Source organism: Acinetobacter sp. 24-47-64, from assembly GCF_057737055.1.
On record NZ_CM173215.1, the window covers coordinates 22424 to 46212 of the forward strand.

At 39.9% G+C, this 23789-nt stretch carries 16 protein-coding genes, 2 tRNA genes and 3 rRNA genes; 15 read left to right on the top strand and 6 right to left on the bottom strand.

Features of this window, described 5'->3' with window-relative positions:
* Positions 1–10 precede the first annotated feature (10 nt).
* From AC1M85_RS00100 to rrf, 7 genes are all read left to right on the top strand, one after another.
* A complete protein-coding gene (locus AC1M85_RS00100) occupies positions 11–1081 on the top strand; it encodes an alpha/beta hydrolase (protein WP_035269477.1) in 1071 nt (356 codons plus the stop codon).
* Positions 1082–1246: 165 nt separating this feature from the next.
* On the top strand, positions 1247–1813 hold the full coding sequence (locus AC1M85_RS00105; protein ID WP_481589581.1) for a peptidylprolyl isomerase: 567 nt from the start codon (positions 1247–1249) through the stop codon (positions 1811–1813).
* A 431-nt stretch (positions 1814–2244) separates the two neighbouring features.
* Positions 2245–3782, top strand: a 16S ribosomal RNA gene (locus AC1M85_RS00110).
* 61 nt (positions 3783–3843) lie between these two features.
* Positions 3844–3920 (top strand) — tRNA-Ile (locus tag AC1M85_RS00115).
* A gap of 39 nt (positions 3921–3959) precedes the next feature.
* A tRNA-Ala gene (locus tag AC1M85_RS00120) sits at positions 3960–4035 on the top strand.
* A gap of 379 nt (positions 4036–4414) precedes the next feature.
* Positions 4415–7306: ribosomal RNA gene (locus AC1M85_RS00125) — 23S ribosomal RNA — on the top strand.
* 180 nt (positions 7307–7486) lie between these two features.
* Positions 7487–7601: ribosomal RNA gene (gene rrf / locus AC1M85_RS00130) — 5S ribosomal RNA — on the top strand.
* The 16S, 23S and 5S rRNA genes sit together here with 2 tRNA genes alongside, the layout of an rRNA operon.
* 214 nt (positions 7602–7815) lie before the next feature.
* On the opposite strand, the gene AC1M85_RS00135 is transcribed toward rrf, so the two are convergent.
* The 6 genes from AC1M85_RS00135 to tssH are packed head-to-tail and all read right to left on the bottom strand — an operon-like array spanning position 7816 to position 15450.
* Entirely contained in the window at positions 7816–8793 is a 978-nt protein-coding gene (locus AC1M85_RS00135) for a M15 family metallopeptidase (RefSeq protein WP_488213329.1), read from the bottom strand.
* Positions 8790–9407, bottom strand: coding sequence for a hypothetical protein (locus AC1M85_RS00140; protein ID WP_481595674.1), 618 nt, complete (start codon positions 9405–9407; stop codon positions 8790–8792). Before AC1M85_RS00140 ends, AC1M85_RS00135 begins: the two co-directional genes overlap by 4 nt.
* 12 nt (positions 9408–9419) lie before the next feature.
* The gene (gene icmH / locus AC1M85_RS00145; RefSeq protein WP_481592014.1) at positions 9420–10223 is read right to left on the bottom strand and encodes a type IVB secretion system protein IcmH/DotU; all 804 of its coding nucleotides are present in this window, start codon (positions 10221–10223) and stop codon (positions 9420–9422) included.
* Between the two features lie 19 nt (positions 10224–10242).
* Positions 10243–11607, bottom strand: coding sequence for a type VI secretion system baseplate subunit TssK (gene tssK / locus AC1M85_RS00150; protein ID WP_481594548.1), 1365 nt, complete (start codon positions 11605–11607; stop codon positions 10243–10245).
* 5 nt (positions 11608–11612) lie between these two features.
* Positions 11613–12731 (bottom strand): type VI secretion system protein TssA, encoded by a 1119-nt coding sequence (gene tssA, locus AC1M85_RS00155; protein ID WP_488213330.1) that lies wholly within the window; start codon positions 12729–12731, stop codon positions 11613–11615.
* A gap of 22 nt (positions 12732–12753) precedes the next feature.
* Complete coding sequence (gene tssH, locus AC1M85_RS00160; RefSeq protein ID WP_488213838.1) at positions 12754–15450, bottom strand: type VI secretion system ATPase TssH; 2697 nt, start codon at positions 15448–15450, stop codon at positions 12754–12756.
* A gap of 433 nt (positions 15451–15883) precedes the next feature.
* Between tssH and AC1M85_RS00165 the strand changes: the two genes are divergently transcribed.
* The 8 genes from AC1M85_RS00165 (at position 15884) to AC1M85_RS00200 (ending at position 23766) form a co-directional block, all read left to right on the top strand.
* Positions 15884–16471 (top strand): hypothetical protein, encoded by a 588-nt coding sequence (locus AC1M85_RS00165; protein ID WP_092766614.1) that lies wholly within the window; start codon positions 15884–15886, stop codon positions 16469–16471.
* Between the two features lie 28 nt (positions 16472–16499).
* On the top strand, positions 16500–17012 hold the full coding sequence (gene tssB, locus AC1M85_RS00170; RefSeq protein WP_092766613.1) for a type VI secretion system contractile sheath small subunit: 513 nt from the start codon (positions 16500–16502) through the stop codon (positions 17010–17012).
* On the top strand, positions 17005–18486 hold the full coding sequence (gene tssC / locus AC1M85_RS00175) for a type VI secretion system contractile sheath large subunit (protein WP_092766612.1): 1482 nt from the start codon (positions 17005–17007) through the stop codon (positions 18484–18486). The genes tssB and tssC overlap by 8 nt, the downstream gene beginning before the upstream one ends.
* 44 nt (positions 18487–18530) lie before the next feature.
* On the top strand, positions 18531–19034 hold the full coding sequence (locus AC1M85_RS00180) for an Hcp family type VI secretion system effector (protein WP_092766611.1): 504 nt from the start codon (positions 18531–18533) through the stop codon (positions 19032–19034).
* Between the two features lie 68 nt (positions 19035–19102).
* Positions 19103–19582: a type VI secretion system baseplate subunit TssE gene (gene tssE / locus AC1M85_RS00185; protein ID WP_481592762.1), complete on the top strand. Its 480-nt coding sequence runs from the start codon at positions 19103–19105 to the stop codon at positions 19580–19582.
* Between the two features lie 13 nt (positions 19583–19595).
* On the top strand, positions 19596–21404 hold the full coding sequence (gene tssF / locus AC1M85_RS00190; RefSeq protein WP_488213331.1) for a type VI secretion system baseplate subunit TssF: 1809 nt from the start codon (positions 19596–19598) through the stop codon (positions 21402–21404).
* The gene (tssG, locus tag AC1M85_RS00195; protein ID WP_481607148.1) at positions 21368–22363 is read left to right on the top strand and encodes a type VI secretion system baseplate subunit TssG; all 996 of its coding nucleotides are present in this window, start codon (positions 21368–21370) and stop codon (positions 22361–22363) included. The genes tssF and tssG overlap by 37 nt, the downstream gene beginning before the upstream one ends.
* Positions 22360–23766: a hypothetical protein gene (locus AC1M85_RS00200; protein WP_488213332.1), complete on the top strand. Its 1407-nt coding sequence runs from the start codon at positions 22360–22362 to the stop codon at positions 23764–23766. The genes tssG and AC1M85_RS00200 overlap by 4 nt, the downstream gene beginning before the upstream one ends.
* Positions 23767–23789 lie beyond the last annotated feature (23 nt).

Sequence of the window (23789 nt, forward strand, 5' to 3'; positions counted from 1 at the left end):
TTTTAAAAGGATCGGAATCGTGAATCAAAAAATACAACAATTACTTGAAAATGGTCAGGGTTCTGCAGGACGTGCATTAGATCGACTCCCAAAGATCGTTCAAGAATCTCTAGTGAAGTTACTTGGCTATCCCTATGACTATCCTCAACTCGATAGTTTTACAAAATGCTTGATGGCTGCACAGTTGAAACAAGGAAAATCAGGCTTTATTGGCGCTGATATTGATAAATCAAGAAAAGAATTTGAAAATCAAATCCAATCCATCACACATAAATCATCTCATGTTCAATATGTAGAAGATATTCGTCTTCCTTTACAAAGTGGTACTGTATTTGCCAGACATTATCATCCTGCTCCGAATAAAAAACTACCAATGATTGTATTTTATCATGGTGGTGGGTTTGTTGTCGGAAGTGTGAATACACATGATGAAGCGTGCCGAATCATTGCGAATTATGCAAAAGCACAAGTAATCAGTATTGATTATCCTTTAGCACCAGAAGTTTCTCCACAATCATTGATTCAATCATGTGAAGATGCATTGGCATGGGTATATCAAAATCGCCGTCACTTTAAAATCTTAAAAAACCGTATTGCTGTAGCAGGAGATAGTGCTGGCGGTAATATTAGTGCTGTCGTTGCTCAACGTGCACTAAATGCCAGTTATGCGCCTCAAGCTCAATTTTTAATATATCCTGCGGTAGATTTCAAAAGTCGTCATCCATCATTCTTTGCGTATAAAGATGGTTTAGTATTAACCAACAGCGATATTGACTATGTGACAGAATACTACGCGACAAGACATAAAGTTGCTTTGGATAATCCACTAATCTCCCCAACATACGGTAATCTAAAAAAATTGGCACCAGCCTATGTTGTTACAGCGGGACATGATGTATTGCATGATGAAGGCAAAATTTACGCCCACAAATTACGTCAAAATGGCACTAAAGTGTTGTATCAAGATTTTGAAGATCAAACACACGGATTTATTAATCTAACGCTAGTCTCAGGGCGTTCTAAAAAATTGTTGATTGAAATGAGTAAAGAGTTTAGAAGATTTTGGGATAAAAATAGTTAATAGATGCTTACTTTCAAATCCTGAGATTCAAACGAAACTCAGGATTTTTTCTTTATATACAGTAATCGAATAAAAATACTTTGATGCTTAACAAAAAATTGAATCTTTTCTGGCGATTGATTCGTGAATAATAGATAAGATAAAACATCAATAAGAGGATAGCGTATGTTAAAAAAAATGATGTTAGGTGCTTCTGTTGCGGCGATGAGTACTTTGTCTTTGGCAGCAAATACGCATATGCAAATCAAAACATCAGCAGGAGATATCGAAATCGAGTTGTTTAATGATAAAGCTCCGATTTCAGTAAAGAACTTTGAAACTTATGCGAAAGCTAATTTTTATAACGGCACAATCTTCCATCGGGTTATTCCAGGGTTTATGATCCAAGGTGGAGGATTAGATGTATCGATGAAAGAAAAAGCGAATCGACCTCCAATCAAGAACGAGTCTTATAATGGCTTAAAGAATAACCGTGGCACTTTAGCCATGGCACGTACAAACCAGCCTGATTCAGCAACAAGCCAATTTTTTATCAATATTGCGGATAATGATTTTCTAAATAAAGCGCCAATGAATCCTGGTTATGCTGTGTTTGGTCAGGTAACTAAAGGCATGGATGTTGTCGATAAAATTGCAAAAGTGCCTACTGGTAGATTTGGTATGCATCAAGATGTGCCAAAAAATCCTATTAAAATTTTAAGTGTGAATATAAAACCTTCAAAAGCGAAATAGTGATTAAAAAAAGAAGCAGAAATATTAAATTAATATTTTTGCTTCAATATTATAGGGTTAAGTGTAAATGTGATTATTAATGAATCATAATGGTGCATAAAAATAGAACACTCAATAAAACATGGGGTTAAAAGCACTTGCAATGATTTCGAAATGCTCTAGAATGCACCCCATACCGACGAGATACACGGAAACGAGCGAAGCAGGTTGCTGAGTTGTTAAGTGTTTCGAGTCCAGCTTCTAGCATTGACGAGATGTTAGAAAGATCATTAAGAGATTATGAAGAACAACTTGTGTGGATTTTTACTGGTTGATTGGTCGATATATATTATCATTAATAATTGGTAGAAATTTCTCGAAGTTTATTTGAGCAAATTTTTTGTCAGTAATTGATGAGCCAAGATTGGTACCCTTTAGGTACTATTGATTTTAAACTGAAGAGTTTGATCATGGCTCAGATTGAACGCTGGCGGCAGGCTTAACACATGCAAGTCGAGCGGGGGAAGGTAGCTTGCTACTGGACCTAGCGGCGGACGGGTGAGTAATGCTTAGGAATCTGCCTATTAGTGGGGGACAACATCTCGAAAGGGATGCTAATACCGCATACGTCCTACGGGAGAAAGCAGGGGACCTTCGGGCCTTGCGCTAATAGATGAGCCTAAGTCGGATTAGCTAGTTGGTGGGGTAAAGGCCTACCAAGGCGACGATCTGTAGCGGGTCTGAGAGGATGATCCGCCACACTGGGACTGAGACACGGCCCAGACTCCTACGGGAGGCAGCAGTGGGGAATATTGGACAATGGGCGGAAGCCTGATCCAGCCATGCCGCGTGTGTGAAGAAGGCCTTTTGGTTGTAAAGCACTTTAAGCGAGGAGGAGGCTACTAAGATTAATACTCTTGGATAGTGGACGTTACTCGCAGAATAAGCACCGGCTAACTCTGTGCCAGCAGCCGCGGTAATACAGAGGGTGCGAGCGTTAATCGGATTTACTGGGCGTAAAGCGTGCGTAGGCGGCTTTTTAAGTCGGATGTGAAATCCCCGAGCTTAACTTGGGAATTGCATTCGATACTGGGAAGCTAGAGTATGGGAGAGGATGGTAGAATTCCAGGTGTAGCGGTGAAATGCGTAGAGATCTGGAGGAATACCGATGGCGAAGGCAGCCATCTGGCCTAATACTGACGCTGAGGTACGAAAGCATGGGGAGCAAACAGGATTAGATACCCTGGTAGTCCATGCCGTAAACGATGTCTACTAGCCGTTGGGGCCTTTGAGGCTTTAGTGGCGCAGCTAACGCGATAAGTAGACCGCCTGGGGAGTACGGTCGCAAGACTAAAACTCAAATGAATTGACGGGGGCCCGCACAAGCGGTGGAGCATGTGGTTTAATTCGATGCAACGCGAAGAACCTTACCTGGTCTTGACATAGTAAGAACTTTCCAGAGATGGATTGGTGCCTTCGGGAACTTACATACAGGTGCTGCATGGCTGTCGTCAGCTCGTGTCGTGAGATGTTGGGTTAAGTCCCGCAACGAGCGCAACCCTTTTCCTTATTTGCCAGCGGGTTAAGCCGGGAACTTTAAGGATACTGCCAGTGACAAACTGGAGGAAGGCGGGGACGACGTCAAGTCATCATGGCCCTTACGACCAGGGCTACACACGTGCTACAATGGTCGGTACAAAGGGTTGCTACCTAGCGATAGGATGCTAATCTCAAAAAGCCGATCGTAGTCCGGATTGGAGTCTGCAACTCGACTCCATGAAGTCGGAATCGCTAGTAATCGCGGATCAGAATGCCGCGGTGAATACGTTCCCGGGCCTTGTACACACCGCCCGTCACACCATGGGAGTTTGTTGCACCAGAAGTAGGTAGTCTAACCGCAAGGAGGACGCTTACCACGGTGTGGCCGATGACTGGGGTGAAGTCGTAACAAGGTAGCCGTAGGGGAACCTGCGGCTGGATCACCTCCTTAACGAAAGATTGACGATTGGTAAGAATCCACAACAAGTTGTTCTTCATGACGATGTATCTGAGGGTCTGTAGCTCAGTTGGTTAGAGCACACGCTTGATAAGCGTGGGGTCACAAGTTCAAGTCTTGTCAGACCCACCATGACATACTCATACGATACATTGATCTAAATGATAAGCTGGGGACTTAGCTTAGTTGGTAGAGCGCCTGCTTTGCACGCAGGAGGTCAGGAGTTCGACTCTCCTAGTCTCCACCACGTATTCATTCGAATACGTAGTAAGCAAACGAGTTGATAGCTTATAGAGCTTAGTAATAAAGCTGTGTATACTGCACGCCTTGATTATTAAGCTCTGTGATTTATCACAGTTGACTGCGATCTGACGAAGACGTAGTGAATCATTAACAGCATATATTTGAGTTGAAATAATTTGTTCATACTCATAGAAAGAGCGGAAACGAGATAACGTAAGTTATTAAGTTGAAGTGATTGAAATGAGAACTAGCGAAATTAACTGAATCAAGCGTTTTGGTATATGAATTTGAATTGAAGCTGTACAGTGTTTAGATACACAGTACTTCAAACTGTAATGTTGAACGATCTACTTGTAGGGTCGAACGACTGTTTGGGGTTGTATAGTCAAGTAATTAAGTGCATGTGGTGGATGCCTTGGCAGTCAGAGGCGATGAAAGACGTGATAGCCTGCGAAAAGCTCCGGGGAGGCGGCAAATATCCTGTGATCCGGAGATTTCTGAATGGGGGAACCCACCTATCATAAGATAGGTATTGCAACATGAATACATAGTGTTGCAAGGCAAACGCGGGGAAGTGAAACATCTCAGTACCCGTAGGAAAAGAAATCAATTGAGATTCCCTCAGTAGCGGCGAGCGAAAGGGGAAAAGCCCATTAAGTTATGTAAGCTTTAGTGGAATGCTCTGGGAAGTGCAACCATAGTAGGTGATAGTCCTGTACACGAAAGGGCTTACATGATGATGTCGAGTAGGGCGGGGCACGTGAAACCTTGTCTGAATATGGGGGGACCATCCTCCAAGGCTAAATACTCCTGACTGACCGATAGTGAACCAGTACCGTGAGGGAAAGGCGAAAAGAACCCCTGTGAGGGGAGTGAAATAGATCCTGAAACCGCATGCATACAAGCAGTGGGAGCCACTTCGTGTGGTGACTGCGTACCTTTTGTATAATGGGTCAGCGACTTACATTCAGTAGCAAGGTTAACCGAATAGGGGAGCCGTAGAGAAATCGAGTCTTAATAGGGCGTTTAGTTGCTGGGTGTAGACCCGAAACCAGGCGATCTATCCATGAGCAGGTTGAAGGTGAGGTAACACTTACTGGAGGACCGAACCCACTGTCGTTGAAAAGCCAGGGGATGACTTGTGGATAGGGGTGAAAGGCTAATCAAGCCTGGTGATAGCTGGTTCTCCCCGAAAGCTATTTAGGTAGCGCCTCGGACGAATACCATTGGGGGTAGAGCACTGTTTCGGCTAGGGGGTCATCCCGACTTACCAAACCGATGCAAACTCCGAATACCAATGAGTACTATCCGGGAGACAGACTGCGGGTGCTAACGTCCGTAGTCAAGAGGAAAACAATCCAGACCGCCAGCTAAGGTCCCTAAATCATAGTTAAGTGGGAAACGATGTGGGAAGGCATAGACAGCTAGGAGGTTGGCTTAGAAGCAGCCACCCTTTAAAGAAAGCGTAATAGCTCACTAGTCGAGTCGGCCTGCGCGGAAGATGTAACGGGGCTAAAACTATGTACCGAAGCTGCGGATTTGCAATTTATTGCAAGTGGTAGGGGAGCGTTCTGTAAGCCGATGAAGGTGGATTGAGAAGTCTGCTGGAGGTATCAGAAGTGCGAATGCTGACGTGAGTAACGATAAAACGGGTGAAAAACCCGTTCGCTGAAAGACCAAGGGTTCCAGTCCAACGTTAATCGGGGCTGGGTGAGTCGACCCCTAAGGCGAGGCCGAGAGGCGTAGTCGATGGGAAATTGGTTAATATTCCAATACTTCTGTGTAATGCGATGAGAGGACGGAGAAGGTTAAGTCAGCCTGGCGTTGGTTGTCCAGGTGGAAGATTGTAGGCATGTATCTTAGGCAAATCCGGGGTACTCTATGCTGAGAATCGATAGCAAGCTAGTTTACTAGCGAAGTGGCTGATACCATACTTCCAGGAAAAGTCTCTAAGCTTCAGTTACACAGGAATCGTACCCGAAACCGACACAGGTGGTCAGGTCGAGTAGACCAAAGCGCTTGAGAGAACTCTGCTGAAGGAACTAGGCAAAATGGTACCGTAACTTCGGGAGAAGGTACGCTGCCGGCGGTGATAGGACTTGCTCCTTGAGCTACTGGCAGCCTCAGAAACCAGGCCGCTGCAACTGTTTATTAAAAACATAGCACTCTGCAAACACGAAAGTGGACGTATAGGGTGTGATGCCTGCCCGGTGCTGGAAGGTTAATTGATGGGGTTAGCGTAAGCGAAGCTCTTGATCGAAGCCCCAGTAAACGGCGGCCGTAACTATAACGGTCCTAAGGTAGCGAAATTCCTTGTCGGGTAAGTTCCGACCTGCACGAATGGCATAATGATGGCGGCGCTGTCTCCAGCAGAGGCTCAGTGAAATCGAATTCGCCGTGAAGATGCGGTGTACCCGCGGCTAGACGGAAAGACCCCGTGAACCTTTACTGCAGCTTGACATTGAACTTTGATCTTACTTGTGTAGGATAGGTGGGAGGCTTTGAAGTAGAAACGCCAGTTTCTATGGAGCCGTCCTTGAAATACCACCCTGGTAATATTGAGGTTCTAACTCTGCTCCATTATCTGGAGCGAGGACCATGTCTGGTGGGTAGTTTGACTGGGGCGGTCTCCTCCTAAAGAGTAACGGAGGAGTACGAAGGTGCGCTCAGCGTGGTCGGAAATCACGCGTAGAGTATAAAGGCAAAAGCGCGCTTAACTGCGAGACCCACAAGTCGAGCAGGTACGAAAGTAGGTCTTAGTGATCCGGTGGTTCTGTATGGAAGGGCCATCGCTCAACGGATAAAAGGTACTCTGGGGATAACAGGCTGATACCGCCCAAGAGTTCATATCGACGGCGGTGTTTGGCACCTCGATGTCGGCTCATCTCATCCTGGGGCTGAAGCAGGTCCCAAGGGTATGGCTGTTCGCCATTTAAAGAGGTACGCGAGCTGGGTTTAGAACGTCGTGAGACAGTTCGGTCCCTATCTACCGTGGGCGTTGGAAATTTGAGAGGATCTGCTCCTAGTACGAGAGGACCAGAGTGGACGAACCTCTGGTGTACCGGTTGTGACGCCAGTCGCATCGCCGGGTAGCTATGTTCGGAAGGGATAACCGCTGAAAGCATCTAAGCGGGAAGCCTACCTCAAGATTAGATTTCCCAAGGACTTTATGTCCTCTAAAGAGCCGTTGAAGACTACAACGTTGATAGGTTGGATGTGGAAGTACGGTGACGTATGAAGCTGACCAATACTAATTACTCGTGAGGCTTGACTATACAACACCCAAACAGTTGGTGTTGTGGTTCAAATCATGACAAATAACTTGATTTAGTTAGATAAAACGCTAAACTGCACAAATTAAAGCAACTCAAATAGCTGTTAATAACTTCTTTGACCAAGCAAAGGCACGCAAACAATACATGCGAATAAGACCCAAGCAAAGTCACAACAGTTGTGCTGGCGACAATAGCAAGAGTGAACCACCTGATCCCTTCCCGAACTCAGAAGTGAAACCTCTTAGCGCTGATGGTAGTGTGGGGTTACCCATGTGAGAGTAAGTCATCGCCAGCTCATTATTCTAAACACCCCCTTCAATACAAGGGGGTGTTTTTTTATGTGAAAAGAAAAAAATAAACAAATAAAATTAAGGGAAAGGCATGGGTACGGGAAAATTAACTTCTAAATCGATGTCTTCACATAGTTAATTACAAGCGCAAACCATATCAATAAATACAAAAATGCCTGTATCGTTAACAGGCATTTTGAAAAGAGAATCAATGGAATATTACTGTTCTATATTGTTTGCTATTAAATTACCTTGTTCAGCTTCTCGCATGAAACGATCATGAGTTTCCTTGCTACGAACCAAGCCAGGCATTCGATATTCTGTATGACCGTAGTCATGAATTTTTGTCCAACGTCCTCCCCAAACTAAACCGACAGACTCAGCAACTTGACCATATAACTGATAGCCACGCATAGCCCAAGGATCACGTTCAGAAATAACGACTTTACCATCTCGCTTGAATGCGACATCAGCTGCCAAACCAAATTGGTGATAGCTACGGTATGCAGTCGCTAAAGTGGTTGCTTTATTCCGAGATAGGCTATTTTGTCGTGCAGGACTACGATAACCCTCTAGTAATACTAATTCATAGCCATGTTGTTCCTTCATAATTTTGAAGACCATAAGTAATCGTTGTTTATAGCGTGGATGCATCTTGTCCCACTTACGATTTACCATTGAAGTATCGAGATGACCATGAGAAAACTCTGAATTTTCTACATTAGGAATAGTTGTAGATGAAACAGAACCGCCAGTTTGAGCTTGATATTGTTGCTCAAGACGTACAGCTTCAATGATTGCTGCATCAACGAGACTTTCTTCAACCTCTGGTGGAGGGGAAAGAATTTCCCCATTTAATAAGTTATAAATTTGAGGATCAGCTTTCTTTAAATAGTTTGCTTCTATTTTTGTAGGATCAACGGGTTTTGTAAAAGCAAAAAGCATAATACTGCTAAGTAAGAAAAAACCAGCAATGAGTATCCACCATTGCTGTAAGTGCCAATGCGTTTGAATTTGGTCTGCTGAAGCAGCATGATTCATTTCATGTGCAAATTTACGTGCGTTTAAAAGCTTTTTTTTACCTTGTGGTAATAAGCTTTGTGCAAAATCTATTACTTTTTGTCTTATCTCATAAGACATCAATAAAGTCAGTGCGATGATTAATATCACAAAACTGACAATGATAAAAAAAATCACGGTGCAGGTTCTTTAGCAGTTCGTGTGACTGAAACTTCTACGCTGGCTACAGGAATATCAATATTTTCATCAGTGTCAGCTTTACTTTCAGCAACTTTATTTGCATTGGCTGTCGTAGGCTTAGACTCAGGCTTTTTTATGGTTTTCGGTAATGCTTCAGTTGTGGTCTTTTTTACTGGTTCTGCTTTAGGTGGAACTTGGGGAGTTTTGTTACTTAAAGGTTGCGCTTGATTAAAAGTTGATTCAAAGGGATTTTTACTTGAAGTCACTGGTTGAGTTGCTTGAGCAGAGTTTGTTTGCTGATGTTTGAAAATATTATTAAGCTCATTTAGCTTGGGTTGAGCTTGGTGATATTCATCAGGTTCAGATTGCTCGTTTTGATCAGCTTGAGTGACTCCTGAATCAATATTGGATAATTTATCATTTGAGTGTGTTGAATCTGTATCTGCTGCGTTAATTGGTTGGAAGCTTGGTTGATTTAAATAGGTATAAAAAGCTAAAGATGTGGCAGAGATACCAATTGCTACACCAATGATTCCACTTACTAGAGGCGAAATTTTTTTATTTTTTTTAGTAGGTGTAAGGACTCTAATATTTTTCTTTTCTTGGCTCATGTTGAATATCTTTTATGGTAAATGAATCGTTATGTGGGCCTGTTCAGCAGGTGCACTAATGACATTATTATATTGAGTCATGGCTTTGGTCTCTTGTTGACTGAGCATATAGCGAAGTCCAGAAAATGCCAATAATGCAAAGAGGAGTAAAAATAAGAGAATCCAAGCGAATGGAAGTTCTCTATGAATAATGTTTTTAATTTGATCAGGCAATGCAGCGAAAGGTGAAAAGAGGGCTTTTTTACCTTTTAAATAATCTATTTCATCGCCTACGCGTGCAACCAAATGATTTAAGCTTTCAATTGATTCAATACGGTATTTACCTTGAAAACCTAACAGTAAACAGTAGTGAAAAACTTCTAAAGCCGCTAAGCGATCTTTTCCACGAGTTCTAATTTTTTCTAATAAGTCAAAAAATTGATAACCTGCGAGTTGAGATCCAAATAAAGTTAACTGAAGAGGACTAATTAACCACGAATTTTGTAAATGGAAATAACTAGGGTCCTGTTGTGTGACAATCGTTTCATCAAGTAATGCACAAAATGCATATTTTGCATCATGGATATCCTCGGCTGAGAACTGCAACTTCTTCGCTTGTAATTCGAAACGTTGTAGTTGATCCATGATTTTTTGGCGAAATTCATCGACATTGTCAGGAACGTATTGGTTACGAATTAAAAAAACGATATAGAAACCGTCATGCATTAAATCAACCAAATTAGAAGACTGTGTCAATTTATTCTGTTGCTGTGGTGTAGAGCCTGCTCCAATCTGACCGTCATCGAACAGTGAAGGTGCTCCATTAGGCATATTCATATTTTTCTCTTCTCAATCTCTAGCCATTCATCACTGCGATGAGTTCAATGCTGATATCTTGGAATCCAGCAGGTACATAAATACAGATGGTTTCAGACTCCAACATGCGTTGATAGAGTTCATGATGAGGTTCAATTTCAAAATAACTCACACCAGAGCGGACTGGAATCGCAGTAGGTACTTGCATCAAATGGTGAATCGGAATAGCAGGCAATGCAGAGACGACACGTTGCTCAACATCGACTGTTGTGCCCACTTTAAAACGTAGTGGGACAATTTGTACAAGTTCGTGTGTCTGCATCATTGAACTAGACACAGCAATATACAGACGAGATTCGCGAGTGATCTTATCTGACTCTAAGCTACCAACCCAATACGAAGGACGTATTTCTTTAAGACTGATATTGAAGTATCGACTTGAAATGATTGTGTCGAGTAACTCTCTTAAAATGACATCTAACTGCGCAAAGCTATCTTGTAAATTATGATGTTGATATTGAGGTAAATGTTCAACTTCATAGGCTGTTGAGAATGTCAGTAATGAGCCAGTCAATCTGAGTAATTCAAAAAATAAGCGTTCAGGGTGAATTTGGGGATGAGTCAATAAATGGCTGAGAGTTGCATGAGCAGTATTCAATGCATTCACTAGCCAAAATGAAACAATGTCACCTGATCTAAATTCAATTAATTTTTGTTCGTTTTCGCGATTGTTGGTTTGAATAGTTTTGATTTTTGCTTTAATGACATTCAAGGTACGTTTTAAATTAGCAACCAATGACTCACATGAAGCAATATGCAAAATTGGTGGAATAAATTTTGTATCAAGTTCAAAGCTTCCTGAACTATGACGCTTAATTTTTCCTATTGGCAAATATAAAAAACCATCCAGTTCATGAGGAGTATCATTCTGAGATTCCAGTAATTTCAGCTCAGCACGACGACGAATGTAAGTAATTTCAGCAGGTGTGGCATCTGTGAACAAATCATGAGTTTCATTCAGATACGAATGATATCGACTTGGTTGTGTCGAAGCCTCATGGGCGATATTACGCTTGTTTGGTTGAACGATAGGGAGCGCAAGAAAAATGGTCATTTCACCACGGAAATTGAGCTCATCGAGCAGTACGGGCTGAGGTAAAAGATCTCGCGAAGGAGCAGCGTAAATTTCACCATCTTGCCAAATCATTTCAATGTGCTCAATTGCTAGCACATGGGTCGTTAATTGAGATTCATCAAATTTGAGCTGTTGTACCCCATATGCGAATGGAATGGTGGCGCGAATAGTTTGATTTAAACGCTGTTCATGATAACTGTCTTGAATTTGAAAGTGCTGTGGTCTTAAAAACAGACCTTCACCCCACAGTACTTTTTCTGCTTTAAACATTGAGATTACCATTCATTAGATTCATTGCTATTTTTTACACCCAAGAGTTCATGGACTGATTCCAATGGGTTGTTATCGTTTTTAATGACTTGTGCGAGCCATTCATGAAGCGGCATTTGGCTCCATTTAATGGTTTTTTGAAGCATATAACTCACAGGACTATGTGGTTCATTTGCTTGAAAATAATCCGCAATATCTTTAAGCACTCGCATTGCTTGTTCACGATTTTGTAGATGACTTTGTGGTTGAGGTTGAAATGACTGCTGAGTTACTGCTGCTTGTATATTTGCTGTTGGAGCAGAATTTATATTTGAATTGTTTTCTTGGAATTGTAGGTCTTGATTCATGTCAGGAGTATCCTCAGACATTAAAAATGCATCTGCTTTGTAAATTTTTTTCAGTGTTTTATGTATGTCTTCCAACTGAGAATCAGTATTTGCGAAACTTGGAGCGTCTAATTGCATCAGTTGATCAAGTACTTGCTTGAGGGTATCCCAGTGCATCAAAATTTCTAAAAAGAACTGATAATTGCTGTATTGGAAACTTTTTGAGGTATTAAATAAGCTTTGTTCGAACTGCTCAACTTCTGGATGATTCTGAGAAGATCCATAATCATCAGCATTTTTTAATCTTACATTTTGTTGATGCAGTAATTTTTCATAATCGTAGATTGAATAGAAAGGAGCTGAATTGATGAGTGGAACACGTTTAATCAAAGCAGGTAACTGAGAAGTCAAACCTTGCAATAAACCCAGACGTTGATCTAAATCATCATCTTCAATTTCAGGATGTATAGCTTTCCAATAATTGGATAACATACGATGCGAAAGCTCAAGGCTACGAGCGACTCCTTCGTAACCGTAGAGTTGACTCCAAGCCTCGCTTAACCAAGTCAATAAACGAATATCTTTACTTTTTTGAGTCAGAACATCGATACATTTTGCCGAAACAAATGACCAATCTGCTTGCTTAGGTTCAGCTACCCAATCCCCCATATCTAAGAGCGGATCATCTTGGGTTTTCGCTTTCTTGATCTCATGAAATTCATTCGAAAAAGATAGATCTTCGCCACAGATTGCTTGATCTGAGATTGGTTGAAGTAGCTGTTCTATATCAATGTTCATATTAATTCATATACTCAAATAATTATGCTTCAACAATTTTCTTTTTGGTGGCTTTACGCTTTTTCGGTGCTGTTGTTGGATCTAATCGATAATCAATCACGTCATCTTTGCTATCAATTTGAATTAACTTAGGGACTTTGTTATCAGCCAAGGCGATCAATATTTGTGTTGCAAGTTCAGGTAAAACTGAAGAGTTTAGAATATTGTCGACATTACGTGCGCCACTATCGACTTCTGTACAGCGACTTAAGAGTAGTTCCACCAAATCATCCGTGTATTCAACACGTGTTTGATATTGTTTGAAAATACGATCAGTAATTTTGCCTAACTTATGATGAATAATACGCACAAGTAGATCATCATGGAGTGGGAAGTAAGGCACGATACGCATACGTCCCAAGAAGGCCGGTTTAAACTGTTTATATAAACTTGGCTTTAAATGTTCAATTAAGTCTTCTGCCGTAGGCCATTCTTCTACAGGTTTAGTCAAACAGGCCTGCATAATTGCGCTTGAGCCAGTGTTAGAGGTCAATAAAATTGTGGTGTTTTTAAAATCGATAACACGTCCTTCACCATCTTCAAGTGTGCCTTTGTCAAAAACTTGGTAAAACAACTCTTGAACATCTGAATGTGCTTTTTCAATTTCATCTAACAAAACAACGCTATACGGATTGCGTCTAACAGCTTCAGTGAGGACACCACCTTGACCATATCCTACATAGCCTGGAGGCGCACCTTTCAATGAGGAAACAGTATGAGCCTCTTGATACTCAGACATGTTAATCGTGATGAGATGAGATTCCCCACCATACAGCTCATTGGCTAAAGCTAAAGCCGTTTCTGTTTTCCCTACACCACTTGGCCCAACCAACATAAATACCCCTTGAGGCTTGTTTGGATCTTCAAGTTTTGCTTTAGAGGTTTTGATTCCTTGAACAAGTTGATGCAGGGCATAGTCTTGCCCCATGACGCGTTGTTCCAGTTTTTCTTCTAAACTTAGAATTTGCTTAATTTCGTCATTGACCATTTTTCCTACAGGAATACCAGTCCAGTCTGAGATAATCTCATTAATGATTTGAGCATTAACACGTTCAAATACCAGAGGTTGTTCACCTTGTAATATTTTTAAATCTGATCTAAGTTGCTGAATCTGATTTTTAAAATCATTACTTTGTTCTTCATCTTTTATTTCAAAATTTTTTTGCTCAAGTGTTTTAATTTGTTGAACAATTTCAATTTCTTGTTTCCACTTTTCAGTTGTGGTATTTAACTCATTTTCTATTTCATTGATCGTATTTTTAAGATCGGAAATGCGTTCGTCATGCTGTGGGAACTGATTATTCTCTTGTTCCAAAATATCTAATTCAAGCAATAAATTATGATGTTGAGCATGTAGCTGATCTAACTTTACTGGCTGAGCATTCTGAGTCAATGCCACACGAGCGGCAGCAGTATCTAAAACACTCACTGCTTTATCTGGGAGTTGTCGACCAGCAATATATCGATGTGAAGAATGAACAGCAGTCACAATGGCTTCGTCATCGATTTGAAGATTAAAGTGTTTAGCCATGACAGGAATCATGGCGCGAAGCATATCAATCGCAACCTCTTCAGTCGGTTCTTCAACTTTGACGACTTGGAAACGACGACTGAGCGCCGCATCTTTTTCAAAATATTGCTTATATTCAGCCCATGTAGTTGCAGCAATTGTTCTTAACTCGCCACGTGCTAAGGCTGGTTTAAGGAGATTCGCCGCATCATTTTGACCCGCTTGACCGCCTGCACCAATCAGTGTGTGTGCTTCATCAATGAAGATGATGATAGGATGAGCGGAACTTTGAACCTCTTGGATGACTTGTTTTAAGCGATTTTCAAACTCACCTTTTACACTTGCACCTGCTTGTAATAGACCCATATCAAGAACATGGATATGTACATTTTTTAATGCATCAGGCACTTGGTTGTTGGCAATCTTCAGCGCTAAACCTTCAACGACAGCAGTTTTACCTACGCCTGGCTCACCCGTTAAAATAGGATTATTTTGACGACGACGCATCAGAATATCCAACATAAGGCGAATTTCAAACTCACGTCCAATGACAGGATCAATCCCACCGTTAAGCGCTTTTTGAGTCAAGTTAATGGTGTATTGATCTAGTGCAGGTGTTTTTACATGAGATTCTGAACTTTGAATCGTATCCTGATCCTGAACATCATTTTGATGATCAGCTTGAGGGAGATGCTCTTCAATGCTAGCTCTACAAATTTCTATAAATTTGTGTTTCATCGTATCAATCGGGAACAGATCGAATAAACTCGATGCACGAAGCGCGATTTGATATAAATCTCCTGCAGTCAATAACGCAACTAATAAGTGTCCGCTACGGATGACTGGGGTTTGATCTGCGGAAGCGATAAGCCAAGCTTGTTCTAGCAAACGTACAATCGATTGAGCAAAAATAGGTGTACGCGTATTGCCTTTGGGCAAGTGCGAAATCGTTTCTTGTAAATCATCGATCAGTGCATTTTTAGAAATTTTATAGTGATCGAGCAAAATGGAGAGATCATTTTTTACGTTTTGATTTAATAATTCGAAGAGTAGATGTTCAATTTCGATTTCATAATTTTGTTGATTAATACAATAATTTGCAGACTTTTCTAGTGCTGTTCTTGTCGTAGGAGATAGTTTTGTAATCAAAATTTTCAAGTTATTCATCAGAATTCTCTGTGTTCAAATTATTTATAGTTACTTAAAATAAACCTGCATAACGTCTATTTTTAAGATTTTTAACGACTAAATATTTAATAAACAATAATTTTTAGTATGAAAAAATTCACCCATATTTTTTATTCTACCTAAATAAAGGTGATAAAAAAACTATCCTATAGTGTGAATCGTTTACAGAACTATATAATTTTGTAACTTAAAAAACTTAATTGTTTCTTTATTATAATGGTCATAATGTTGACTAAGTTTGCATTTATAAGTTTAAATTTTAATTAAATCTAATATATAGAAGACATTGCTCTAAACATTGAGTGTGTTAAAAAAATGATTTAATGAATCATATAGTTAATGTAAATTTTATAATAAATGAGGGTGTGTTTTGAATACTAAAATTCTGCTTATAACTCTGCTAATTGGGTTGGGGATGGCGTCTACAACTTACGCAGATGAAGTAAAACTCAAAAGAGGTTGTGTTAAAGATCATCCATTAGTAGCGGGTGAAACAGACCAGACATTGCTACAAATTTATGCTCAAGCATGTGATAAAAAAAATAAAGACAACAAAAATGGTTTTCTAGCACAAGCAGCTCAGCGTTTTCAACAAATCGGACAAAATCAGAAAGCACTTCAATTGGTGAACAGTCTTAATGCACAAAATGTTCAGCACTCATCGTTAACAGATACTAAGTTTTTAGCTGGAATCGGAATCGCGAATGAGGCATTAGAGCAAATGCGTGGACCAGAAGTACGTTATTTGACTGAAGAGACTTACGAACCTGCGTTGGCACTTTCTGAAGCAGTTAAAAAAGCTAAACCTTTGACTGTAATCGAAACCAAAGTTGAAGAAGCCCCTAAGCGTGTTCAAGAGACTCGAACTACTCGACAGCCTGCACGTACAACGCGCCGTGCATCGACTCCAGCAAAAACAACACCTGCTAAAACAACGACACCTGCGAAAGTTGAAAAACCAGCAGCACCAAAACGTGAGAATCCGTTTGGCTCGTTGAACTGATCAAATTACAAATTTAGGAAAAAATAATATGGCTAAGCGTGAAAGTGTTCAAAAAAAATTACAACGCATCCGACCACCTCGAGTACAACTGACGTATGACGTAGAAGTAGGTGATGGTAAAGAAATAAAAGAACTTCCTTTTGTTGTTGGTGTATTAGGGGACTTCTCAGCAGCATCTGAACTTGAAAGAACCAAACTGAAAGATAAGAAATTTATTAATGTGGATTTGGATAACATTGATGAAGTAATGAGTTCGCTAGCACCAAGAGCAGCCTTCCAAGTTGAAAACACAATTTCGGAAGAGGGTGGAAATATGTCGGTAGATCTTACTTTTAACTCAATGGAAGATTTCCGACCTGAAAATGTTGTTCAACAAGTTGACCCTTTACGCAAATTGGTTGAAGCGCGTGAACGCCTTTCAGATTTGCGTAATAAAATTTCAAATAGTGAACGTTTAGAAGATCTGCTTGATGAAATTCTTCAAAATACAGATCAAGTACGCAAATTAAGTGCTGAAGCAGGAGGCGACGACCGTGAGTAATTTACAAACCGCACCTGCGACAAGCAATGCTGTTGAAGAAACGAGTCTTCTAGATTCGATTGTTGAACAAAGTCGAATTGCGCGTAACGATGATGAACATGTTCGTGCGAAAAATTTAATTGGTGAATTAGCCAAAGAAGTTATGGCTGGAACAATTACTGTTTCAGAAAACATGACGGTCTCAATAGATAAGCGTATTGCTGAAATTGATGCTTTAATTTCTGCTCAATTAAGTAAAATTATGCATCATGAACAGTTTCAAAAGATTGAATCGACTTGGCGTGGACTTTACTACTTCTGTCAAGAAACACCATCAAATCCTTTAATTAAAATCCGCATTTTAAATACCACAAAAAAAGAATTGATTAAGGACTTCCAAGGCGCAACTGACTTTGATCAAAGCACATTGTTCAAAAAAGTGTATGAAGAAGAATATGGTTCTTTTGGTGGTGCACCATACGCAACTTTGATTGGTGATTTTGAGTTCGATCGCACACCGTCAGATATGTATCTTTTAGAACAAATCTCTCATGTTGCCGCTGCCTCTCATGCACCCTTTATTTCAGCAGCAAGCCCTTCAATTCTAGGTCTTGAATCTTTCACTGAAATTGATCGTCCTCGTGATGTATCTAAAATTTTTGAAACTGCAGAATATGTACAGTGGCGCTCATTCCGTGAAAGTGATGATTCTCGCTATGTGGCTTTAACTATGCCACGTGTTTTAGGTCGCCTGCCTTATGACCCTAAAGAGGGTTGGGCAACAGAAGGCTTTAACTTCGTTGAAGAAGTCTCAGGTGAAGATCACGATCAATATCTCTGGATGAATGCAGCATACGGTTTCGGTACACGTTTAACGAATGCATTTGATATGCATGGTTGGTGTGCAGCAATTCGTGGGGTTGAAGGTGGTGGTTTAGTAGAAGGCTTGCCAGTACATACTTTCAAAACTAATGATGGTGAAGTCGTATTTAAGTGTCCGACAGAAGTTGCGATTACGGACCGCCGTGAGAAAGAGTTGAGCGATCTCGGTTTTATTCCATTAGTACACTGCAAAAACACAGACTACGCAGCGTTCTTTGGGGCTCAATCGACCCAAAAGCCTAAGAAATATGATAGCGATACAGCGAATGCAAATTCAGCACTTTCAAGCCAGATTCAATACATCATGGCTGTGTCGCGTATTGCGCATTATTTGAAAGCAATGATGCGAGATAAAGTCGGAAGTTTTGCTTCAGCTGGAAATGTAGAAAGCTTCTTGAATGATTGGTTATCTCAATATGTATTACTAGATGATGGTGCATCACAAGAGGCTAAAGCTAAGCGCCCGCTTCGTGAAGCATCTGTAAAAGTTGTGGAAGACCCGGCAAACCCTGGTCACTACAAATCGGTCGTGTTTTTAAGACCGCACTTCCAGTTGGACGAGTTGTCGGTATCTTTGAGACTTGTCACTGAGTTACCTCAGTCCTCTAATTAAATAGAGCAACTTTATAATAACGTTAAATAAAACAGGAAATCTTCATGAAAGATATATATGTTCAATTTCGAGGAAAATACAAAGTAGACGGCGAATCTCGTGACACTGAGCACAAAGATTGGTTGGAAGTTAATTCTTGGTCTCATAACATCCGTCAGCCTAAATCTGCGACATCTTCAAGTGTTGGTGGTCATACTTCTGAGCGTGTTGAACATTCAGACATGTTGTTCGTTAAAGATTTAGATGCGACTAGCCCGAAACTTTGGGAAGCATGTTCTGCTGGTTACACTTTTGATGAAGTACAAATCGATTACTACCGTGCGAATGGTGATAAGCGTATCAAGTACCTTCAAATCAAATTGAAACATGTTCTAGTTTCAAGCGTAACACCATCTGTAAATGCTGAAGGTGTTCCGACTGAAGCATTTGGTTTGAAATATGCTGCTGTTGAGTGGACATATAACCAACAAGATATCGATGGTACTCAAAAAGGTGCGATCACGAAGCAATGGTCACTTTCTAACAACACTGCAAGCTACAAAGCTTAAAGTCTTGAAAGTGAGAGGAGTAGGGGCTGACTTAAGTTGGCCTTTATTCATCTTCTAGAGTAGGCAAGATGAAAACAAATTTAGATCATCTTTATCCATTTGGCTTCCGTTCAACTTTATTTGATCGCTTGATTCCAGAATACGAGGATCAGATCAAAGGCTTGTCTATGCAAGAGCTGCGTGAATCTGTTGCACATGACTTGGAAGATCTACTCAATAGTCGAGTAGCTAAGTTTGATCAGATTGATGACTTCCCTACGGTTAAAGGCTCGATTGCACAGTTTGGCATTATTGATTTTGTTGGATTATCAACAGCGAATCCAATGGATCGAGACAAAATTTGCCAATCTATTCAGCAGTCCATTGCGGCACATGAACCTCGCCTACGACAAATTCAAGTTGAAATGCTGTTAGACAGCGACAATATGGGCGCACTTTGCCTCAGTATTCAAGCATATTTAAATATCCATCCATTGTATGAGCCTGTAGTTTTTGATGCTTTATTGAAACCAACGACACAACAATATGTAATTTCGGCTAGATCTTAAGATTGGGGCTTTTGTGATAGAAGAACTTTTACCGTACTACGAAAAACAATTACAAGAATTTGGTCAACAATCTCGCGAGTTTGCTCAGAAGTATCCTAAAATTGCCCAACGGCTCTCGCTCAACCAAGAACAGATTGATGATCCACACATTGAGCGCTTAATTCAGGCGTTTTCGTTGATTGCTGCTCGAATTGATAAAAAATTAGCAGACAGTTATGACGTTTTTACACGTGCTTTATTTGAGGTGATGTTCCCTCAATATCTAAGACATTTTCCAAGTTGTACTGTCGTCAGTTTCGAGGATCAAAATAAAATAAAACAATTAACTGAAGCTCACGTCATTCCGCAGGCAACAACGCTAAAATCACGAAGCTTTAAGGGGGTACAATGTGAATTTAATACCTCTCAAGCTGTACGATTACTTCCCATTCAACTGAATCAAGTTCAATTTAAAACGAACCCAAGTGCTCAAATTCATCTCAATCAAAATGCCACTTTGCAATTAAGTTTTGAAACTTTCAATGAAGCAGGCTTGTGGATTCATCAAGAAAAACTCCCTATTTATTTAGATGCTATTTCAAATTTTCCGCTGCAAGTTTTGGATAGTATTTTCAAAAAAGATACGACTTTTACGGTACGCATTGGAACACAGCTTTATCAAATTTCTAATCCATTTTCCTTAATGGGCTTTGAGGAAGATGAGAGTTTATTGCCTATTGATCAACATACACATCATGCCTATCGCTTGTTGATGGAATATTTTTGTTTTGCAGATAAATTCAGCTTTCTTAATCTTGATTTTTCTTTTTTAAGAAATTTATTAGATCAGCAAACGAGTTTTGATCTCCAAATTCATTTTAAGTTAAACCTAAACGATCAGGCGATTATTCGTAATTATTCAGAGCTGAATGTTGCAAATTTCAAATTATTTAGCACGCCGGCTGTTAATCTTTTTGAAAAAAATGCTGAACCACAAAAAATACATCATCGACAACTTGAATATCCATTGATCACGGATGCGCATCATCCTGAGTTTTATCAGGTCTATTCGATTCAGAAAATGCACATGGTTCGTGAAAAGATTAATCAGGAACAGGTTTATCATCCAGTGTTGCCGTTCTTTGGAATGAGTCATTACCATGATGAAAATGTCCAATTTTTCTATGCATTGAACTCATCACAGCTCAACAATAAGTTTGTTGAAACGGGTTATTCCATTATTTCTAAGCATTTACAGCCGTATGATACAAAGTCTGATTTTATTAGCACCGTATTGCTATGTTCGAATCGGAATTTACCGCATGAAGCATTAAGCCAGTCAAATAATATTTTAAATCTGAATGATAGTAGTTTGGCACGTCGAGCGTTGGTATTGAAGCGTCCGAGTTTACCCTATCAATTTGAGCAAAATCAGAAAGAGCAATGGCGCATTATTTCTCATCTTTCATTAAATACGTTAGCACTGATGAAAGGGGATGCGGTAGTACATTTAAAAGAATTATTAGAGTTATATAACTTACCGGCGAATAAAGAAAATCATCTGTTAATTAATTCGATTAAACAAATTGAATTTAGCCTGACGCATAAGTTGGTTGAAGCAAAACCTTTCCCGCTTTTCGTACGAGGACTCAAAGTTGTTATCCGAATCGATGAACAAATATTCAGAGGTCATAGTCTTTATATTTTCAGTCAATTGCTGAGTCATGTGTTTAACTTAAAAGTGCAGTTAAACAGTTTTGTCGATGTCATAATCGAAGATGCTCAATCACAACAGGAGTTATACCAATGCGTGCAGAACGTTGGTGGCAAGAAGCTTCTGTAATAGACCATTTATTTCAACAGCCGACTGCTTATGAGTTTATTCAGTCGATTCGATTGTTAAGACATGTGCCCTTTGCTCGGCCACATACACCATGGGATCGTGATTTTAAATTTCATCCTTCCTTAGAGCTTAACTTCCCTAAAAAAGAAATTGAATCGCTAGCTTTAGAAGATGAAAAAGTTCAGCTTACAAATTTAATGGTGGGTTTGACTGGCATGCAGGGGGCATTACCCTATAGCTATACCAATAAAGTTAAATCAGCATCACGCAAATTTCGAGTTGAAACAACGCAATTCTTGAGTTTATTTAATCATAAGCTCACTTCACAATTCGTTGATGCGACGGTCAAGTACAATTTACCAGTACGGTATGAGGTCGAGTCTGAAAATCATTATCTGAATATTATCCATGCTTTAAATGGTTATATTAGTCAGCAACATCAACAACAAGAACTTGATGATTATTTTGCTGAATTTGCAGGATTAATGCAGGGGCAAAATAATACAGCACATGCTTTAAAAACCATGATTGCACAGGTATTTAATCAGCATGTGGCAATACAAGAGTTTATCCCTGAAAAATTTAAATTAGAGCTTCAGCAGAGAACATCCTTAGGAGGGGCGACGCCAAGCTTGTTAGGATTGAATACATTTTGTGGAGAGACTATTACCCAAATTGATGGCAAAATTGAAATTCAAATTGGACCGTTGGATCGTAAAACTTACCTAGATTTTCTACCACAACAAAAACTAAGTTTAAAATTAAAAAAACTACTACAAAGCTGGTGTAGCCCAACCTTATTGGTTGATGTTCGTTTAATTTTATCAAAACAAGAAATACAGCCTATTACTTTAAATTCGGAGCATTCTATGGGGCTTAGTCAGGGTGCCTTTTTAGCTCATAATCAACCGCTAGACAATGATGAAACTTGCTACCCATTGCTTGGAGTCGCGTCATGATCAAAATCATTGTTGGAGTGTTCCTTACTGTTTATCTGGTGATTTCTGCGATTGTGGTGCTGTATTGGCGTGACATCAATTTTGATCCTTCTGGCAGTGATCTACTTATCTTTTTTGGATTGTTACCTGTTGCAATCACTGCTTTTTTGGTGATGCCATATATGATTTATCATTGGATAAAAGAGCAAAAAAATAAACAGAATGATCCTCAACTTAGCGATGAGGTCGCAATTGAGGAGCTACAGCCTGAGCCTGTGGAGTGGATCAATTTAAATGTCTATCGCGCTTATGCACTCAATGCTTTGGGTCAAAATCATCTGATTATTGATGCGATTCGGGAATTCAAGAGTCCTGAACTTGATGACAAATTATTGAATGGGTATGGCTTGCCTATTCTGAGTTATCGAATTTCTGATTTAGACGTCGAACAAGATGAAGAGGATGAATATAGCTTCAAACGGCAATACCGCATTCACCAATTGATTCTGACTCAACTCGAACAACAAACAGAAATACTCTGGGAAATTAGTGAGCATTTAAAAAAATCTGCACTTTTCTACGATACTCAAATTAGCCAATCTTATCGTATGCATCCAGCATGGATTGATCCTCAGGCTGAGTATCATGATGGGGAAGAAGATACTCCTTCTGTGCAGCAAGTTTATCGACTGAATAAGCTTAAAATCCACCTGATTCTCGCTGAAGAATTACTGCATGTTTGGGATGAACAAGATTCTGAGCAACTCATTTCAGACTACCTGAGTCAGCTCAATTATATTCCTGAAGTGTTTCACGTGGAACACCACTATTGGGGTGCTGAAACAAGCTATAGTGAATGGATTCATCTTTTACAAAGTATTGAAAAAGATGAGTCGTCTATAAGTCTTGTGTTTATCGTTGATTCCGAAATTGACCAAGATACATTAGATGAAAAGATTTGGATTTCAGAGCAGTATATTCCTGCAGAATATATTTCGAGCTGTTGTTTAGCTTCACCTAAAATTCAAATTGAAAATGTTTTACCTACGAAAACATTAGATATTGCGATAAATGAAAAACAACTGAAACAGAGTTTAGATCGCTATAACATTGATCATCAGTTCAAAGTGGAAAATGAGCAGCCCTTTACAGTTCTGTTGGATGACATTACTCAACTCAAAACACTTAAGAAAATTGAGCAAAATTTTGCCAATACGAATATTGAGCAACATCACTATTTAATGCTTTTTCCAACACTTGGGAATACACAAAGCTTAGCTAAAATTTTTGGCTTTACTCTCGCTTTTCAGTTTGATGATGCCTTGATGACAATGGTGTATACAACTCAAAACCCAGATGTTCAGACATTTATTCAAACTTATCAATCAGAATCAGACATAAATCCTGAGCAGCAAAACGTTTAAAAATTTACGAAAAAAATGAGAAT

What these genes read in the sequence shown, in the direction of transcription:
- AC1M85_RS00105 (WP_481589581.1), top strand. Translation starts at nt 1,247, where the DNA reads ATGTTAAAAAAAATGATGTTAGGTGCTTCTGTTGCGGCGATGAGTACT.
- AC1M85_RS00140 (WP_481595674.1), bottom strand. Translation starts at nt 9,407, where the DNA reads ATGAGCCAAGAAAAGAAAAATATTAGAGTCCTTACACCTACTAAAAAA.
- icmH (WP_481592014.1), bottom strand. Translation starts at nt 10,223, where the DNA reads ATGAATATGCCTAATGGAGCACCTTCACTGTTCGATGACGGTCAGATT.
- tssK (WP_481594548.1), bottom strand. Translation starts at nt 11,607, where the DNA reads ATGTTTAAAGCAGAAAAAGTACTGTGGGGTGAAGGTCTGTTTTTAAGA.
- tssA (WP_488213330.1), bottom strand. Translation starts at nt 12,731, where the DNA reads ATGAACATTGATATAGAACAGCTACTTCAACCAATCTCAGATCAAGCA.
- AC1M85_RS00165 (WP_092766614.1), top strand. Translation starts at nt 15,884, where the DNA reads ATGGCGTCTACAACTTACGCAGATGAAGTAAAACTCAAAAGAGGTTGT.
- tssB (WP_092766613.1), top strand. Translation starts at nt 16,500, where the DNA reads ATGGCTAAGCGTGAAAGTGTTCAAAAAAAATTACAACGCATCCGACCA.
- AC1M85_RS00180 (WP_092766611.1), top strand. Translation starts at nt 18,531, where the DNA reads ATGAAAGATATATATGTTCAATTTCGAGGAAAATACAAAGTAGACGGC.
- tssE (WP_481592762.1), top strand. Translation starts at nt 19,103, where the DNA reads ATGAAAACAAATTTAGATCATCTTTATCCATTTGGCTTCCGTTCAACT.
- tssG (WP_481607148.1), top strand. Translation starts at nt 21,368, where the DNA reads ATGCGTGCAGAACGTTGGTGGCAAGAAGCTTCTGTAATAGACCATTTA.
- AC1M85_RS00200 (WP_488213332.1), top strand. Translation starts at nt 22,360, where the DNA reads ATGATCAAAATCATTGTTGGAGTGTTCCTTACTGTTTATCTGGTGATT.